Consider the following 16,967-nt stretch of genomic DNA (forward strand, 5'->3'; position numbering starts at 1 on the left):
ACCGCGTCATAAAGCCGCCACGTGGCGACGAGGAATGTTGATACGAACCTGAGCAGGTCGTTCGAACCTGTTCCGCCTCTGTTCACCGTGATGGGAATATCAGCGTCATCGGGTCCGGATACGATGGGCTCCGGTCACTGCCACGCGCGCCAGGAGGATTCCGTTGAGCTACCAAGAATCGCAGCCGGTCATGCCGGCACACGCCCAGCCTCTTGACGACGTCGAGCCACGAGTCGCCTCAATCGATGACGTGGTGGCCATCACTAACGCGATCCGTTCGGCCGTCGCAGGTGCGGTTGAGGAAAAGAGCGAGCGCATTGACACCGCGCTTGTCGTCCTTCTCGCCCAGGGGCATCTGTTGGTGGAAGACGTCCCTGGCGTTGGTAAGACCACGCTCGCTCGAGCACTAGGGCGCGCCATCGACTGCGCCGTCCACCGCATTCAGTTCACCCCAGACCTGCTTCCCTCAGACATCACCGGCGTCAGCGTCTACGACCAAGAGGAGCGGGAATTCGTCTTTAAGCCGGGCGGGATCTTCGCCAACATCGTGGTAGGTGACGAGATCAACCGCGCCTCTCCCAAAACCCAGTCAGCTCTGCTCGAGGCTATGGGAGAACATCAAGTTTCAGCAGATGGCCAAACTCATCCCCTCGAAGCCCCATTCATGGTGATGGCCACCCAGAACCCCATTGAGATGGAAGGCACGTATCGCCTTCCAGAGGCCCAGCGAGACCGTTTTATGGCTCGTATCACTATGGGTTACCCGACGCGGTCGGCAGAGCTTGCCATGCTCGAACACCATGGCGCTGCTTCTCCTCTTGATGAAGTCAGACCGGTTACCGACACTCAAACGATCCGAGAGATCATTTCGGCCGTACTCGGAGTCCATGTGGCCACTGCGATCCACGAGTACGTCCTCGATATCGTCGGTGCCACTCGGTCACACGAGAACATTCGGTTGGGCGCATCCCCCCGCGCAGCGCTCCATTTGGTCCGTGCTAGTCGAGCCCGCGCAGCCATGAATGGACGTGACTACGTCATCCCCGACGACGTCCAGGCTCTCGCTGCTCCGGTCCTGGCCCACCGGCTGGTCTTTTCCGGACGCAGCGGAGTCGCCAGCCACGAGGTTGCCCGGACGGCTGAGTCAGTCATCGAGTCAATTCTGCGTCAGGTTCCCCCACCTGAGCGGGCACATCAGGGCCGATGAGCGCCGCCTCAACGTCCAGCGCCCCTCGCCGTCGCGGTCTGCTCACGCCGCGAGGACGCACGGTCGGAATTGTTGGGATCATGCTTGTGGTCATCGGTCTGAGCATCGACCAGCGCGACCTGGCGAGAATCGGGTTTTTCCTTATCCTGCTGCCGCTGATGGCCATTGCTGTCGTCGCATGGTTTCGACCGCGCGTGCAGACCTCGCGAAGTCTCGCTCCGGTGCGGATACCGTTGGGCTCTCAAGCCCATGAAACCGTCACGGTGGAGCGTTGTGGCGGACTGCCACTCGGGGCTGCCCGATTCACCGATACCATCCCCATACCGCTTGGCCAGCCGCGATGGTCGACGGCGACCATCCAGACCCCAGTCATACCTACGACACGTGGTCGATTCACGATCGGCCCCGTCATGATGCGCACTGTCGATCCGTTTGGTATGGCCTGCCGCCACACCAATCTCGGCGACGCCGCCGAGGTCGTCGTCACGCCAAGGATCGTCGATCTGGGCGCATCTGGGGAGCTCGGTGGTCAGGGATTCAACACTCGATCCTCGGCGGCCAATGCCGGACGGCGTGGCCCTGACGACGCCATGGTGCGAGATTGGCGCACTGGAGATTCGGTGCGACGCATTCACTGGCGCTCTACCGCTCACCGCGGTGACCTCATGGTCCGACGCGAGGAGCAGGCATGGAATCCATCTGTCGTCATCGTGATGGATTCTCGGGCTCGGTGTCATGCTGGCACTGGCCCCGGTGCATCCTTCGAATGGGCCATCAATGCGGTGGCATCCATCTCGACACGTCTGGCTTCCGACGGATACATCATCCAAGTGTGCGACTCATCTGGCGCGCTCAAGGGCGATCTCCTCGACGCCCTTGTCGACGAACCGCTGCGCCCCGACACCACGCTGGCAAAGGCTGTGGAGTCGTGCCAGGGAATTGATGGACCAGCTATCGCCATCCTCGGTCGACTGGAGGCAGCCGATATTGATCCGCTGGTGGATTTGAGACGGAACCGGGTCGCTGGTCTCGCCCTCGTCTTGGATCCCGATACCTTCACCGCTCGACGGTTCCGCGGCACCCTTGAGCAGGCCGAGGAGCATGAGCGCGCCGTCGTGCAGTTGGCTGATGCTGGGTGGGCGGTCGTTACCGTCGATTCCCGAACCTCTATCGATTCGGCATGGCAGAGCTTGTTGCAGACCGCAAGGACGGCAACTCTATGAAAAACCCACGTCGCGCCGCTCAGTCAGCGCCCCAACTACCCGAGTCTCTCGCTCCGACCAAGGATCCATCCGACCCTCTGGCGATTCACCTCGTGGTAGCCCTCGCCATGATCTTGGCTACCCTCTCGCTGGCAAGGCTCACCATCGATCCGTTCTTCTGGATTGGTCCAGCTGCCATCGTCGTGTTCCTTGAAGCCATCGGCCTGTTCTGCCGACGCCATCACTGGGACCACGCCGAGGTACAAGGTGTGCAGGCCATCCTCGTCGTCATCATCATCGTGGTAATGGGAGGCGTCAGTGCATCGGTGGTCGGTTCTTCCGGCACATTCCCTTTTAACGCCCTCCACCTATATCGCGACACGATTACTCTGATCCAGACGACCGATGGGCCTCTTCCCCCGTCAATCGGAGTGATCTGGCTGACAACGACCGTTATCGGGGTTCTGACGGTCTTGGCGGACCTGCTAACCATTACCCTCGAGAGCCCCGGATGGTCTCTCGCTCCACTACTAGCTATCCGTCTTGTCGCTGTGCTCGCCGTCCGACACGATACGCCGTGGTGGGGTTTCACCCTAGCCGCGACGGGCTGGCTCGTTATCCTCACCGTCGATCACGCACTTCGAGGAGGTGGCCCGCTAACGTGGTTAGCTGCGGCAATACTCAGCGCTTTCGCCATCACGCTCGCAACAGTTCTGGCCGCTATCGCACCCATCTGGGGACATGTTGACCTCACTCGCCCGGCAGCAGCCCCTTCGGCTCCAGTCCGGATGAGTGATCCGACCATCAATCTGCGCCGTAATCTCCACAACAAATCGACGGCGTCAGTTATCAACTACACCACCAATGATCCAGACGGTGAATACCTACGCTTGACCTCTCTGCCGAAGATAACTGACCGGGGGTGGGGCCTCATCCCAGTTGACCTGGAACACACCGCCCCTGGAACTGTGCCGGGATTATCTGGCCCGTCACAAACTCGCACCGTCGACGTTAGTATCACCAAGTTTTCTTCACAGTATTTACCCGCCCCCTATGGACCCATTGCTGCCGATGTCGACCAGACCTGGGCGTGGGACCCACAGAGCCTGACGATTGTCTCAACCTCTGCTGAGCATGACCGTGCGACCACTGATATGCAGTACAGCATCTCGGTTCAGGAGCCCGATCCTGATCCGACAACCTTTGATAACGCCAAGATCGGCAGCCCAGATGGCACGGTATACACCAAGGTTCCTGCCGATGTTCCATCCGACATTAGGGAATTGACTAGCCGAATCACCAAAGGGAAATCTGCCCCTGTAACCAAGGCCATCGCGATCCAAAACTGGCTTCGTAACGGCGCTCGTTTTCACTACGACATCAACGCACCAGAAGGCGACGGCTATCAAGTCCTGGAAAACTTCTTGCTACGCACCCGCCGTGGCTATTGCATCCATTTCGCGGCGGCAATGGCACTCATGGCACGGCTTGAAGGTATTCCGTCACGAGTTTCCATTGGGTTTCTTCCTGGCGACGGCAAAGGAGGCACTTGGAAGGTGCGCGCCAACCAGATGCACGCTTGGCCCGAATTGTACTTCCAAGATTATGGCTGGGTCAGGTTCGAGCCGACCGCAGCGGTAGCACCAGCACCAGCCTGGACCACCAAGGGGGCTGTTACTGCTTCATCTGTGCCATCGTCACCACCGACTCCTTCGGCGCAGACCTCGACCTCGGCTTTGCCTAAACCATCGTCATCGGCTGTAAGCACCCCGGCATCCACCAGTAGTCCTGTGCCCGTTAACGCCGATCATGGAGGCTCCCATGGGGCCCCTCTCATTGCTGTCCTCGTCGTTCTAGTAGTGCTCGTGCTGCCAATGTTCATTCGCATGCTTGTCTCGCGCCGTAGGATTACCCGTGGTTCGATAGTCGGCGTCTGGCGGGAAGTTCGCGACCTGTGGCTCGACCATGGTCTGGCCTGGCCCGACGGCACCCCGCGTCGTCAAGCCACCGCCTTGGCCGCTGACATGGATCCGGACGCCTCCGCTGCCGTCGAGAGGCTGGCGTTGGGCGAGGAGCGTGACCGCTGGTCGGGTAGGGATGGTTCTTACGATGCCATGGTCGATGACCTAGGTACAGTCAGGGACTGGCTGGCACGGACTCGCACCCCCAGGCCGCATTGGTTAGCTAAATGGTTGCCGTCATCCCTTGTCAAGAAGTGAGAATCACTGCGACTGACGACGGGGCATCACCGTGATTGGCGTCGACGCCAACGCTCTTCCATCCGCGCGGTGAAGGATTCGGGATTGGGCTTGCGCTTTCCCCCACGCGGCTTGACTCCGCTACTACGTAGCAGCGCACCTTCACCGGTCGACAGCAGCACTCCCACGGCGATGGCCATAATGGCGAAACCGACAACAGCAAGAACTCCGCTGTTGAGGGCCACTCCGCCGACAACGCCCGCTAGGCCCAACAGCACCATCACCGACCCGAGGAGGATCTGACGGCGCCGAGCCCGGCGATGACGCATGCGTCGCTGCTCCAAAACACTGTCACCGGCGTGAGGGCGACGAGTCGCGGAAGCGCGCCGAGAGAAAGATCGGGCGAAGTCAGGATCGTCAGTGGACAGCGCCTCCTCAAGCTCGGCGAGCCGCCGCTGCTCCTCTGCTGACAAGGGCATCTCGAACTCCTACCTGACCTGCCACGAAGCCCGCGGGAATAAACTCCGTTGTACGCCGCTAAGTCTACTTCCTCAGTTCTCCCTACAGGCAAGCACACCGCCCCTCGTCATGCCATACTTCGAAGCATGACCACGCTTCGAAGTACACCACTGGCGGCCGTACACGAGAGTCTCGGAGCATCCTTCACCGATTTCGCGGGCTGGAATATGCCTGTGCGGTACTCCTCCGACCTGGCTGAACACCACGCTGTCCGCAAGAATGCCGGCATCTTCGACCTGTCCCACATGGGCGAGATCAGAATCTCTGGCCCTGATGCCGGAGCTGCCCTCGATTACGCTTTGGCCGGAAAGCTCTCCGCTGTGGCGGAAGGCCGCGCTAAGTATTCCCTTCTGCTCACCGACGACGGGGGTGTCGTTGACGATCTGGTGACCTACCACCTACCTGACGGCGACTATCTCGTCGTTGCCAATGCCGCCAATGCTGAAACCGATCTGGCGGAATTTACCAAGCGCTGCGCGCAGTTCGACGTCACCGTCACCGACGAATCCGCCCAGACCGCCCTCGTGGCTGTGCAGGGCCCCAAGGCCGTCGAGATTGTGCTGGCGGCCCTCCAGAAGGCTGACACCACCCTCAACCCTGATGAGGTCCGCGACGTCAGGTACTACCGCTGCCTCACCGGAGAGCTGGACGGTTTCCCCGTACTCGTCGCTCGCACCGGTTACACCAGGGAGGACGGCTACGAGCTGTACGTACCGGCCGAGGCCGCCGAGCATCTGTGGCAGCTCCTCTTGGACGCTGGAGGTGGGGACCTCATCCCGTGCGGTCTCGCCTGCCGTGACACCTTGCGCCTGGAGGCTGGAATGCCTCTCTACGGACACGAGTTGGGCACCAACATTTATCCTTCTCAGGCCGGACTCGGACGAGTCATCAACTTCAAGAAAGAGGGCGACTTCGTCGGTCGATCCGCTCTCGAGAACCGCGATGCCACCGCTGATCGCGTACTAGTCGGGCTAGCCGGGGAAGGGCGCCGCGCTGGACGTGCGGGATACGCTGTCGTGAACGAGGGCAAAGCTGTCGGAGCCATCACCTCCGGCATCCTCTCTCCCACCCTGGGCCACCCCATCGCAATGGCTTTTGTTGATCCTGACGTCGCCGAAGTTGGTACCTCACTTAACGTTGATGTGCGTGGTAAAGCCTTCACCGTCACCGTGGTTGAATTGCCGTTCTACAAGCGATCCTGACCCCAACCTCCAATCCCCACCACAGATTACCTAGGAGCAGACATGAAACTGTCCGATCTCAAGTACTCCGCCGAGCACGAGTGGGTCGCCATTGACGGCGACGCCGTAACCGTAGGCATCACCGACTATGCCGCAAAGGCCTTGGGAGACGTCGTCTTTGTCGATGTCCCTGAGGTCGGCAGCGAGGTCTCCGCTGGATCCGCCATCGGCGAGGTCGAATCGACTAAGTCGGTCTCCGACCTCTTCAGCCCCGTGACGGGCACCGTTTCGGAGGTCAACAAGGCCATTACTGAGTCCCCCGAACTGGTCAACTCCGACCCGTTCGGACAAGGATGGTTGTTCAAGGTCTCCAGCGGTCAGCTGGGTGACGACCTCATGGACCGTGACGCCTACCTCAAACTCACCGCCGAGTGATGACGATGACTGACCATACTGGGGATCGGCACGGCCTGGAAGGGCCGCGCCCCTTCTCAAGCCGCCACGTCGGATCCGTCGACGAGGGCCTGCAATACATCGCCCAGACCGTTGGGGTTATGAGTTCCAGGCAGATCATTCGCGATGCCGTCCCGGCCTCTGTCCTCGGCTCCGATCCGGAGGTCTCCTCCGTTCGAACCCCGAGCCTGCCCCCTGCCGTCGACGAGGCGACCGCTCGCGCTGAACTCGTTGAGATTGCTTCGGGTAACCGTGTTACTCGTGCCCTCATCGGGCGCGGCTACTACGGCACGTTGACCCCGCCGGTGATTCGTCGCAACATCCTGGAGAACCCCTCCTGGTACACCGCCTATACCCCGTACCAGCCTGAGATTTCCCAAGGCCGTCTGGAAATGCTGACGATTTATCAGCAACTCATCGCTGACCTCACCGGCCTTACCCTGGCGAACTCCTCCCTCCTTGATGAGGCCACGGCGGCTTCCGAGGGAATGCTACTGGCGCGTCGTGCCGCCCGAAGGGTCAAGTCCAACCGCTTTGTGGTGCACACTCACCTCTTCGACCAAGTGCGAGACGTCATCCTGGGCCACGCCGAGGCAGCTGGCATTGAGGTTGTCGAAGCCGACCTCCGCGACCCAAAGTCGTGGCGCCCCGAGGTTGAGGCAGGCTGCTTCGGCATCCTCGCCCCCTATCCCGACAGCACCGGCGCACTATGGAATCCTTCCGAAGTATTCGGCGTGGTCCACAAGGGTGGCGGTATCACCGTCGCGCAGTGCGATCTGTTGTCGCTGACCCTGCTGGTTCCTCCCGGTGAGCTCGGTGCCGACGTCGCCGTCGGTTCGTCGCAACGTTTTGGCGTCCCGATAGGTAACGGCGGACCGCATGCGGCTTACATGTCAGTTCGTGCTGGTCTGGAACGTCAGATCCCGGGACGACTCGTCGGTGTGTCGACTGACGCCGACGGTAACCCCGCTTACCGATTGGCCCTGCAAACCCGTGAGCAGCACATCCGCCGTGATAGGGCCACGAGCAATATCTGCACTGCTCAGGTACTCCTCGCTGTGGTCGCCGCCGCCTACGCCGTGTGGCACGGCCCGAAGGGACTAACCCGGATCGCCACACAGGTCACAGATCGGGCCCATCAGCTTGCCAGCGCTTTACGCGCAGGGGGCCTTGATGTCGCCGATCAGCAGTTCTTTGACACCATTCGCATGAGCGTGAAGGGCACAGCGAAAGAGTTGTGGAACCGAGCCCGCGAAGGTGGATATACCCTCGATCTCGTTGACGAAGACACCCTCCAGATATCGGTTGACGAGACCGTCACCGACGACGAACTTCGGGAACTCACCCAACTTTTGGGTGGCAGTACCGAAAAAATTCGTGGCCAGGCTGACGAGGCGTGGCCGGAGGATCTGCGCCGCACTTCCCCTTTCATGACGCATCCGGTCTTTTCCAGCTTCCACACCGAGACTACCATGATGCGCTACCTCAAGCGTTTGGCAGACCGCGACTATGGTCTGGACCGCGGCATGATCCCACTCGGTTCATGCACCATGAAGCTCAATGCCGCTGCTGAGATGGAGGCTATGACCTGGCCGGCATTTTCGCAGATGCATCCCTTCGCCCCGGTTGAGGACCAAGCCGGTAGCTTACGCCTCATCCGTGACCTCGAGATCTGGTTGGCCGAACTCACCGGATATGACACTGTCTCACTGCAGCCCAATGCCGGCTCCCAGGGCGAGTACACCGGACTGGCAGCCATTCGCGGCTACCACGTCTCTCGCGGTGATACCGAGCGCAATGTGTGTCTGGTCCCGGCTTCCGCACATGGCACTAATGCCGCCTCGGCCGCGTTGGCAGGGCTCAAGGTGGTCGTCGTCAAGTCCAATGATGACGGCACCATCGACCGCGACGATCTGGCTGCCAAGATCGCTGCCCACGAGGGGCGTATCGCGGCGATCATGATCACCTACCCGTCAACTCACGGTGTCTATGAAGACGGTGTACGACAGGTCTGCGACATGGTCCACGAGGCTGGCGGACAGGTCTATATCGACGGAGCAAACTTCAATGCTCTCGTCGGATGGGGACAGTTTGGCCGCATCGGCGGTGACGTCAGCCACCTCAACCTACACAAGACCTTCGCCATCCCACACGGAGGGGGAGGTCCTGGCGTTGGCCCGGTCGCTGCCAAGGCTCACCTGGCTCCTTTCCTGCCCGGTCATCCCCTCAACCCGCGCAACGAGCATCCACTCAATAACGGCGGGACGGTTACCCACGACGGGCATGCCGTATCTGCTGCGCCGTTCGGGTCGGTGTCTGTGCTGCCCATTTCCTGGGCGTACCTGCGACTAATGGGCCTAGAAGGATTGCAATTCGCGACTGAGGTGGCGGTTCTCAATGCCAACTACATCGCTCACCGCCTCCACGACAAGATCCCGATCCTCTATACCGGGCAGAACGGCTACGTGGCCCACGAGTGCATTCTCGATTTACGCCCGTTGACCGCCGAGACGGGAATCACCGTTGACGACGTCGCTAAGCGTCTCATCGACTACGGGTTCCATGCCCCGACAATGAGTTTCCCGGTAGCCGGTACGCTCATGGTTGAGCCCACCGAGTCGGAGGACCTCGCCGAGCTAGACCGCTTCTGCGACGCCATGGTGGCGATCGTCGAAGAGGCCCGAATGGTGCAGTCGGGCCACTGGCCGGCTGACGACAACCCGCTGGTCAATGCCCCGCATCCGGCGGTTCGTTTGGTGGCCGATGAATGGAATCATCCCTACTCCCGCGAGTTGGGCTGCTACCCCGGCATGCGTCTAGGCATCCAGCGTGACCAAGAACGTGGCCTAGACGTCAACGTCTTCACCCGCATCCAAGCCAAGTACTGGCCGCCGGTGGGTCGTGTCGACAACACCTATGGTGATCGCCATCTGGTGTGCTCTTGTCCTCCCCTGGAGGCATTTGAAGACTAAAGCGCAGCTGGCCGAGCCCGATTCTGATCGGACCCGGCCAGCTTGAATAATGCACGATTTCGAGTGCTAAGCCGATGGAACTACTTGCCGCCGTGACGGCTGTGGCACTATTCGTCCGAGCCCCAGGACAAGGGCTCGGGCGGACTGTTCAGCTGCGTCGGCATCATTCATCGTGATGGCGTCAAGGATATCGCGATGTTGCACGAGGTGAGCCCCATCTTCAGTTGTGAGGCTGCGGTTGCCGTACTGTTCGGCGAGGTAACTGAGCAGCATCGGAATATGGGCGACGTACAGCGGATTGCGCGTAGCGGCCAAAAGACTCCGGTGAAAAGCGTGGTCGTGATGAGCGAAGCCCGTCGAGTCATCGTTTCGGATCGCCTCGGTCATACCGGAGACAGCGTCCTGCAATTCCTTGAGATCTGCGCCATCGGCACGTTCAGCTGCAAGTCGGGCGGCCGTAGGCTCCAGGGCTATCCGCAGTTCATTCGTCCAGCTCATTTCTTGTTCACGCTTGTTGCCAGACATGTGCCAGTGCACCACCTTGGGTGACAGCACATCCCACTGATTGGACGGTAAGACCGTCACGCCGACGTGACGTCGAGAGCGCACCAGGTTTAAAGATTCGAGGATTTTGACTGCTTCACGGCAGACGGAACGGGACGCCGCCGATTCTTGCTCGATATCTTCTAGCCGCAGCACGTCACCGGCTTGAAGGTCACCGTCAACAATGCGAGCGCCCAGACGACTGGCCACCGATGAAGCGAGGAATTCCTGAGGCATGACAGGAACGATAACGCATATCACCGGATAAGACCCGATGCCCTTAGGGAATGCTCGCTGAAGTGGCTCTTCATAAACGCGAATGTAGTTAGGGCACCCTAAAATGACTTGTCCGATTGAGGACGTAGGGGTCAGCAACGACTCCAGCCCAACCGTGCGGTACTGGCGTGCTGGGTCATCGACCTGACGGCTGTCCGCGATGCCATCACCCTGGCCAGGTCACTCGACATGGTTTACAGCTGCTCTGAAAACGCATTCACAACGTGGTTCGCGGAACGTCCCGCCCCACGGCGCAACGCGGTCAAGGTTATCGCAATGGACGATTCGCCGGGTGTAAAATGAGGGGCTCCCCAGACGGTCGCGGTGATGGACCCCTTCCATGTCATCCGCCTGATCGGAGACGTGATGAACCGGTATCGTCGACGTGTTCGTCAGGCCCTTTGCGGCCACCACGGATGGAAGGGCAACCTGCTCGACAACCCACGCCAGACCCTATACACCGGCGCTAACCTGCTGATTGACAAGCAGACCAGCCATCTGAGGGCACTGTTCGCCGACGGACACCCACGTCGAGGCCGAAGCGACATGAGGTAATTATCACCGCATAATCGCCGCCTACTATCACACCGACCGATGCCATGACCGAAACCGATGGTCGCCCTGATCACGCCCGTAACCCAAGACATACCCAAACACTCGCCGAGATCATCACGCTAGGCAGAACCCCGAAGAAACACGCCAACGACATCCTGGCTTACTCCAACCAACCCGGATACCAGCAACAGCCCTACTAAGGGCCATCAACAGGCATCTTGAGCATCCGCTCGATACAGCACGCAGGTCATTCGACCCACTACGCCGCCAAAACTCTCTTCAAGACCGGCGGACTCAAAAACCAACTACACCCTCAACTACGAGGGACCACTAAAGTGCATCATCATTACCGCGTAGCAGTACTTTTAGCAGCACTAATATCCTGTTCACAGGGCACAAAAGTATGGTTTGTTTCGCATTGACTCAACCCGCCTTACTCGTGTCATTTCGACGATGCAAGCATTGAGGAGCTCATAGCTTGATGAGCCTCAGTGACAATCCGCCTCATCGCTAAGGTAGCAGCTTCGACGTCATGGGCAGCTACAGCGTCGGCAATACTGCGATGGAATCCGATGGCCTCCTGTTTAGGCTCAAAAGGCATGAGGTGGGTACGCCCTTCTAGCACGGCAGCAACGATCTTGACATGGGATGCCACCAGCGGGTTGTGGGAAGCCTGGAGCAAGGCGGTGTGAAAGTTAATGTCCCAGCGCAGGTACTCGTCAAGGTCACGGTCAGTGGCAGCCGCGATCATCTCCGTCACCGCGAGAGCCATCGTGGTCGTCTCCTGCCGGGTTGCTCGCTGAGCGGCCAGTTCAGCGGCCAGTGGTTCGACAGCCGATCTCAGCTCACTAATCCAGGCGATCACCTCGTCACGTCTAGGCCCGGACAAGAACCATCTAATGACTGCCGGGGAGCTGACGTCCCACTCCGATTCCTCGGTGACCACAATGCCGATTCGACGCCGCGCCCTGACGATATGAAAAGCTTCCAGAAGCTTGACAGCCTCCCTTGTGACCGACCGGGAGACACCAAATTCCGAGTCGAGTTCCTCAAGCCTCATGACAGTTCCAGGGGCGACAGCGCCACTCACGATTCGTGCCCCTAGAACGTTTGAGATTGTGGTGGCCATGGAGGCATCCAACATGTCCTTCAGCCTAGCGAGATCACCGTCTCGTTCGCTGTCACGAACCTTCTTGAAGACCTTCTTAACGAGGCATTCCGTCACGACAGCACCCCAAGATATGAGTTCAATCGCTAGATTCCTGTACAAATCTGATCCCAACACGTACGCTGAGCCGGGTTAGCGAGGATCACGACTGCTGGGAGACCACGATGAGCGTCAACCACTCACCTCGCCACGTGCCACCTATCGTCATCATGGGGGTAGCCGGAGCTGGAAAGACGGACATTGGCTCTATGCTTGCCAACTGTCTCGGCGTGGATTTCATGGACAGCGACGACCTTCATCCTCAAGCCAATATCGACAAGATGGCATCCGGTCATCCCCTCAGCGACGAGGACCGACACCCTTGGCTAGCTAATATTGCCGCTTGGCTGGCCGAACGTGCTGATGGCGGAGCAGTCGTCGCATGTTCCGCTCTCAAGCATATCTATCGCGATCAGCTACGCCAGGCCTGTCCACGTCTGGTCTTCGTCCATCTCGCTGGCGACCGCAGGGTCGTCACGAAACGTATCGAGGCTCGCTCCGGCCATTTCATGCCAACCAGCCTCATCGACTCCCAATACGCCACCCTCGAACCGTTGACCACTGACGAGGTCGGCATCACTCTCAATTTCGACGCTTCTCGCGAGGAACTCACCACCAAGGCGGCTACCTGGTTGACCGACATCGACTGACGCCATGCCCCGGACTCAAGGAGGAGTCAATGCACGTCATCTTCGAAACAACGGCCAGTACCGGCCAGTTGTCTGTGGCAGCCATCATCGGGTTCGCCACCATCGTCACCCTTATCACCAAGTTCAAACTCCATCCCTTCCTCTCCTTGACGATCGGTTCCTTGGTCGTCGGGGCGATCGCGGATTTATCCCTGTCGGAGATGGTGGCGGCCTACTCCAAGGGAGTCGGATCGACGGTCGCTTCCGTCGGCGTCCTCATCGCCCTGGGAGCGATTATCGGCAAGTTGTTGGCAGATTCCGGTGGCGCCGACGAGATCGTCGACACCTTGGTCTCCAAGGCTTCCCCCACCACCTTGCCATGGGCGATGGCCTTCATTGGTGCTGCTATTGGACTGCCAGTGTTTTTCGAGATCGGCCTCGTGCTGCTCGTCCCAGTCATCCTGCTGGTGACCCGCCGCTCCAAACTTCCTCTGATGAGGGTGGCCATCCCCGCCCTGGCTGGCCTATCGACGATGCATGCCCTCGTTCCACCGCATCCAGGCCCCCTTGCCGCTATCGCGCTCCTCAAGGCCGACCTTGGCGTCACCCTCGGGCTCGGTGTCCTCATTGCCATACCGACCGTCGTTGTTGCTGGTCCGCTGTTCTCGCGGCTGGCAGCCCGATGGGTGCCCGTTGATGCCCCTGACCTATTCCTTAATTCTGACGAGAATGGCCGTTCCGGCATCGCCTCTGGTCACCCGAAGTTCTCTGTCACCTTGCTGACCGTTCTGCTGCCTGTCGTCCTCATGATGGGCAAGGCTCTCGCCGATATCTTCGCCGCCAAAGGCATTGCTGTCCGCAGTGTCTTGGATTTCCTGGGCGAGCCTATGTTCGCCCTGCTGCTGGCGACCCTGCTGGCAACCTTCACGCTGGGTAAAGCTTCCGGCATGGACAGGAAGGCTGTGAGCGACAGTGTGGGTGCATCACTGCCCCCGATCGCCGGAATCCTGCTCATTGTCGCCGCCGGCGGTGGATTTAAACAGATCCTCGTCGACACTGGCATTGCCAACCGGCATTACTCAGTCCTCGATTTCCCCGCTGCTGATGGCCTGGCTCGTCGCTGTCGTGATCCGGTTGGCGACCGGCTCAGCGACGGTAGCAACCGTCACCGCGGCCGGCATTTTAGAGCCGACGACAACCAGCCTGCCGCCTGCCCACGCTGCATTGCTGGTGCTAGCGATCGGCTGTGGTTCGGTTTTCTTCTCGCACGTCAATGACGCCGGCTTCTGGCTCATCAAGGAGTATTTCGGTATCTCGGTGGGAGCAACCATTAAAAGTTGGTCCTTCATGGAGACAGTGCTGTCAGTCTGCGGACTGCTCCTGGTTCTACTGGTCTCCGCCATTGTCTGACCTCACGGAACTGGCCGCCACGTCGAACTTCGGACCTCACTGCTCCTGGTGCTCGCCTGAGCCGACCTGGGCCTGGTCGGCGATGGCGTCGATCGTGGTCGAGCCGTGCCGGACCTCAACCTTGCGAGGCTTAGCAGTCTCAGCGACAGGAATCGTCAGAGTCAGCACACCGTCGGTGTACTCGGCGGTGATGCGGTCGGTCGCCAGGCCGTGACCGAGGGTGAGCTGACGGGCGAAGGTTCCCATGGCTCGTTCGCGGGACAGCCACTGCACCTCCTCAGCCGCCTTGGTCGCACGTTCGGCGCGAATCGTCAATGTGCGATCGTCGACGTCGATATCGATGGATGCTGGATCAACTCCCGGAAGGTCCGCAGCGACAATGTAGTCGTCTCCGTCACGGTAGAGGTCCATGGGAACTGCCACAGTCGCCGGCGTCCTGGTGACGTCGGAGAGCAGCCGGTCCATTTCACGGAAGGGATCAAAAGTACGAGCCATGTCAACACTCCTACGGGTTCAGCAGATTCCTGCATCGACTCGATCTGAGTCGGTATGACTCAAGTTTAACCATGAGCGCCCCCAACTCAACAATGGGATTGAGTGCTGTTCGCTCAAGGCTCACATGTCTTGAACCCCGTTATGTCGCCGGTTGACGTATTTCCCATTCGTCAGGAATGGCACCGCGATATCGCAAAACTCGTCACCCTTGGTGATATGGGTGCGGTGCCCGCCGTCAATGGTGACGATCCGGGCATCAGGCAGGGCATTTACCACCTCACGCAGCCGATCCTGACGTAGGTAGGAGCCTTTGCCACCTCCGATGACGAGAACCGGCATGATCATCCGAGACAGCCCGTCCCACCACTGGGGATTAGGTTTCAGTAACTCACGGCTGACCTTCCACACCATTGTCGGGTCGAACCTCTTGCGCCCAGCAAGCGCCGCAACCTCCATGAGGATGGCGTCGGCGTATCTTCTCATCGGCGGTGCATCCCGACGCACTCGACGAAGCACGGGCATATCTTCTAATAGGACACGGTCGAAACGATCCGGCTGACGTTGCGCCACCATGGACGAGATCAGGGCACCAAGAGAATGGCCTACCAAAGCGCACTTATCGACCTTCAAGGCATCCATCTGCTCGATAACATCCGCCGCAAACGCTTCAAGGGGATAGTCGGTCCCCACTCCCCGACGGGTGTCAGCAGGGCCGTGCCCGAGCAATGAGAGTTGATGGACGACGACGCCTTCAACATTCAATGCCAGGACGAGCCCGCCCCAGGTGGTTGGCGAGCTGGTGATTCCATGGACGGCAACAACAGGAAGATCCGTGTTCACCTCTGGCACGATACCGTCGTCGTTGATTCAATCGGATCATCGCAGGAGGCACAGACACGATGGGGACAGTCCATATCGTCGGAGACGAACTCGTCGCTCTGGCCGCTGCCCTACGACTAGCCCGGGCGGGGCATAACGTCACCATCATCTCCGCTTCCCCACGTTGGCGCGAGACCGCGGAGCGTCCTCTTTCCCCTGAACTTGGCGCTACCCTCGAGCTCCCCTCGGCATGGCGAGACCTTTTCGCCAAGTCAGGCCGGGCAATGGCAGCTGAGCTGGCAGACGTGGGACTCGATCTTGTCGCAGAGCCTGATCGTCAGATCAGCTCAGCTACGACGGCCATCTCCATGCCGACAGAAAGAGGTGCACAAATCCGCACGGTCCGGGACCGGTACGAAGACCGCACCGCCAACAGGTGGCGTGACGTCCTCGATCATGCCGACGACGTCTGGCAAGCCCGGCGCCGGTACGGGGTAGAGCATGCAGTCACCTCCCGACCCGAACCGCTCCCCGAGCCGATCCACGTCGATCTCCCCTCCCCGCTGGCCGAGCTCTCAGCTGACGAAACAAGGCTGGCCGTCACCCGGGTCTTCGGCTGCTGGAATCTCGTCGGCCCTAACGGTCCAACTGACCTGCAACCCCTGCTGACCCTGTTGGATAAGCGGCTGACCCGACGCGGTGTCATCGTCAATCCCTCACCGAACGACTCCCCTGACGCAGTCATCGACACGACGGCACCGACCCCCCGACGCGCCTGGTGGCATCGCCCAGCTCGACCATGGAACTCTCCCACCGTCACCGTCAGCGCCTCAGCTGAGCTGCCCGTGCATCATGGCATGGTTCACCGACTAGATTGGAAACCCGACGGACTTATCGAAACGTGGACCTGGTGGGATGGCACACGGACCCACCGCATCTGTCACGACCACACTCACCCCATCCCGAATCCGGAACTGGGCACTGCATGGCCGGCGTGGCGGGACCGTCCTCCCATAGCCTGGCGCCAGGACGGACCAATCCCGGTACTAGCGGCCTCCCCCGCATCACACGGAGGCCCCGAACCCTGGGCTCGGCTACTCACCGGAGCACTTGCTGCGTATCTGACCCACGAGAGGCTCACCGGGGACGACATCCGCCCGAGCAATAAGACCATCGGTGCGGCCGGGCACCCCAGAAGAAGTCACGGTTCCGCTGACGGGGTGTCGACGCGTAGACTTGACCGTTAGCCCCACGGCACCGCGCCTGGAGGCAAACATCTTGTGAAGGATGATTTTGACCGC

14 protein-coding genes and 2 pseudogenes are annotated in these 16,967 nt (G+C 60.2%); 11 read left to right on the forward strand and 5 right to left on the reverse strand.

The annotated features are described in order from the left end of the window. Positions 1-163 precede the first annotated feature (163 nt). The 3 genes from F1563_RS03500 to F1563_RS03510 are packed head-to-tail and all read left to right on the forward strand — an operon-like array spanning position 164 to position 4,628. A complete protein-coding gene (locus tag F1563_RS03500; RefSeq protein WP_007433662.1) occupies positions 164-1,207 on the forward strand; it encodes an AAA family ATPase in 1,044 nt (347 codons plus the stop codon). Next, a complete protein-coding gene (locus F1563_RS03505; RefSeq protein WP_172623560.1) occupies positions 1,204-2,430 on the forward strand; it encodes a DUF58 domain-containing protein in 1,227 nt (408 codons plus the stop codon). Before F1563_RS03500 ends, F1563_RS03505 begins: the two co-directional genes overlap by 4 nt. Further along, positions 2,427-4,628: a transglutaminase TgpA family protein gene (locus F1563_RS03510; RefSeq protein ID WP_002527660.1), complete on the forward strand. Its 2,202-nt coding sequence runs from the start codon at positions 2,427-2,429 to the stop codon at positions 4,626-4,628. Before F1563_RS03505 ends, F1563_RS03510 begins: the two co-directional genes overlap by 4 nt. A gap of 26 nt (positions 4,629-4,654) precedes the next feature. On the opposite strand, the gene F1563_RS03515 is transcribed toward F1563_RS03510, so the two are convergent. After that, entirely contained in the window at positions 4,655-5,086 is a 432-nt protein-coding gene (locus tag F1563_RS03515; protein WP_002527661.1) for a DUF3040 domain-containing protein, read from the reverse strand. 126 nt (positions 5,087-5,212) lie between these two features. Between F1563_RS03515 and gcvT the strand changes: the two genes are divergently transcribed. From gcvT to gcvP, 3 genes are read left to right on the forward strand one after another with little or no spacing between them, the layout of a single operon-like run. Next, on the forward strand, positions 5,213-6,328 hold the full coding sequence (gene gcvT / locus F1563_RS03520) for a glycine cleavage system aminomethyltransferase GcvT (protein WP_002527662.1): 1,116 nt from the start codon (positions 5,213-5,215) through the stop codon (positions 6,326-6,328). A gap of 42 nt (positions 6,329-6,370) precedes the next feature. Next, positions 6,371-6,742 carry a glycine cleavage system protein GcvH gene (gene gcvH / locus F1563_RS03525; RefSeq protein WP_002527663.1) on the forward strand — a complete coding sequence of 124 codons (372 nt, stop codon included), beginning with the start codon at positions 6,371-6,373 and terminating at the stop codon, positions 6,740-6,742. Then, positions 6,742-9,732, forward strand: coding sequence for an aminomethyl-transferring glycine dehydrogenase (gcvP, locus tag F1563_RS03530; RefSeq protein WP_002546535.1), 2,991 nt, complete (start codon positions 6,742-6,744; stop codon positions 9,730-9,732). The genes gcvH and gcvP overlap by 1 nt, the downstream gene beginning before the upstream one ends. Positions 9,733-9,798: 66 nt before the next feature. Here the strand turns inward: gcvP and F1563_RS03535 are convergent, their stop codons facing one another. Next, complete coding sequence (locus tag F1563_RS03535) at positions 9,799-10,512, reverse strand: FadR/GntR family transcriptional regulator (RefSeq protein WP_002527665.1); 714 nt, start codon at positions 10,510-10,512, stop codon at positions 9,799-9,801. A 357-nt stretch (positions 10,513-10,869) separates the two neighbouring features. Between F1563_RS03535 and F1563_RS03540 the strand changes: the two are divergent. Beyond that, positions 10,870-11,106: pseudogene (locus tag F1563_RS03540) on the forward strand (transposase); the annotation flags it as partial. A gap of 44 nt (positions 11,107-11,150) precedes the next feature. Beyond that, a complete protein-coding gene (locus F1563_RS13475; protein WP_002527667.1) occupies positions 11,151-11,306 on the forward strand; it encodes a hypothetical protein in 156 nt (51 codons plus the stop codon). Between the two features lie 242 nt (positions 11,307-11,548). Here F1563_RS13475 and F1563_RS03545 read toward each other — a convergent pair whose 3' ends face one another. Next, positions 11,549-12,250 (reverse strand): FadR/GntR family transcriptional regulator, encoded by a 702-nt coding sequence (locus F1563_RS03545; protein ID WP_172623561.1) that lies wholly within the window; start codon positions 12,248-12,250, stop codon positions 11,549-11,551. Between the two features lie 188 nt (positions 12,251-12,438). On the opposite strand from F1563_RS03545, the gene F1563_RS03550 reads away from it, so the two are divergent. After that, positions 12,439-12,963, forward strand: coding sequence for a gluconokinase (locus F1563_RS03550; protein WP_172623562.1), 525 nt, complete (start codon positions 12,439-12,441; stop codon positions 12,961-12,963). A 29-nt stretch (positions 12,964-12,992) separates the two neighbouring features. Continuing rightward, positions 12,993-14,283, forward strand: a pseudogene (locus tag F1563_RS03555) (GntT/GntP/DsdX family permease); the annotation flags it as partial. 105 nt (positions 14,284-14,388) lie between these two features. Here F1563_RS03555 and F1563_RS03560 read toward each other — a convergent pair. Together F1563_RS03560 and F1563_RS03565 are read right to left on the reverse strand one after the other, a co-directional pair. After that, positions 14,389-14,847, reverse strand: a complete 459-nt coding sequence (locus F1563_RS03560) for an Hsp20/alpha crystallin family protein (protein WP_002546532.1) — start codon at positions 14,845-14,847, stop codon at positions 14,389-14,391. Positions 14,848-14,967: 120 nt separating this feature from the next. Next, on the reverse strand, positions 14,968-15,696 hold the full coding sequence (locus tag F1563_RS03565) for an alpha/beta fold hydrolase (RefSeq protein ID WP_002527672.1): 729 nt from the start codon (positions 15,694-15,696) through the stop codon (positions 14,968-14,970). A 50-nt stretch (positions 15,697-15,746) separates the two neighbouring features. On the opposite strand from F1563_RS03565, the gene F1563_RS03570 reads away from it, so the two are divergent. Then, positions 15,747-16,913, forward strand: coding sequence for a hypothetical protein (locus F1563_RS03570; RefSeq protein ID WP_002527673.1), 1,167 nt, complete (start codon positions 15,747-15,749; stop codon positions 16,911-16,913). Positions 16,914-16,967: the final 54 nt, after the last annotated feature.

The sequence above is a fragment of the Cutibacterium modestum genome (assembly GCF_008326345.1).
In the GTDB taxonomy this organism is placed as follows: domain Bacteria; phylum Actinomycetota; class Actinomycetes; order Propionibacteriales; family Propionibacteriaceae; genus Cutibacterium; species Cutibacterium modestum.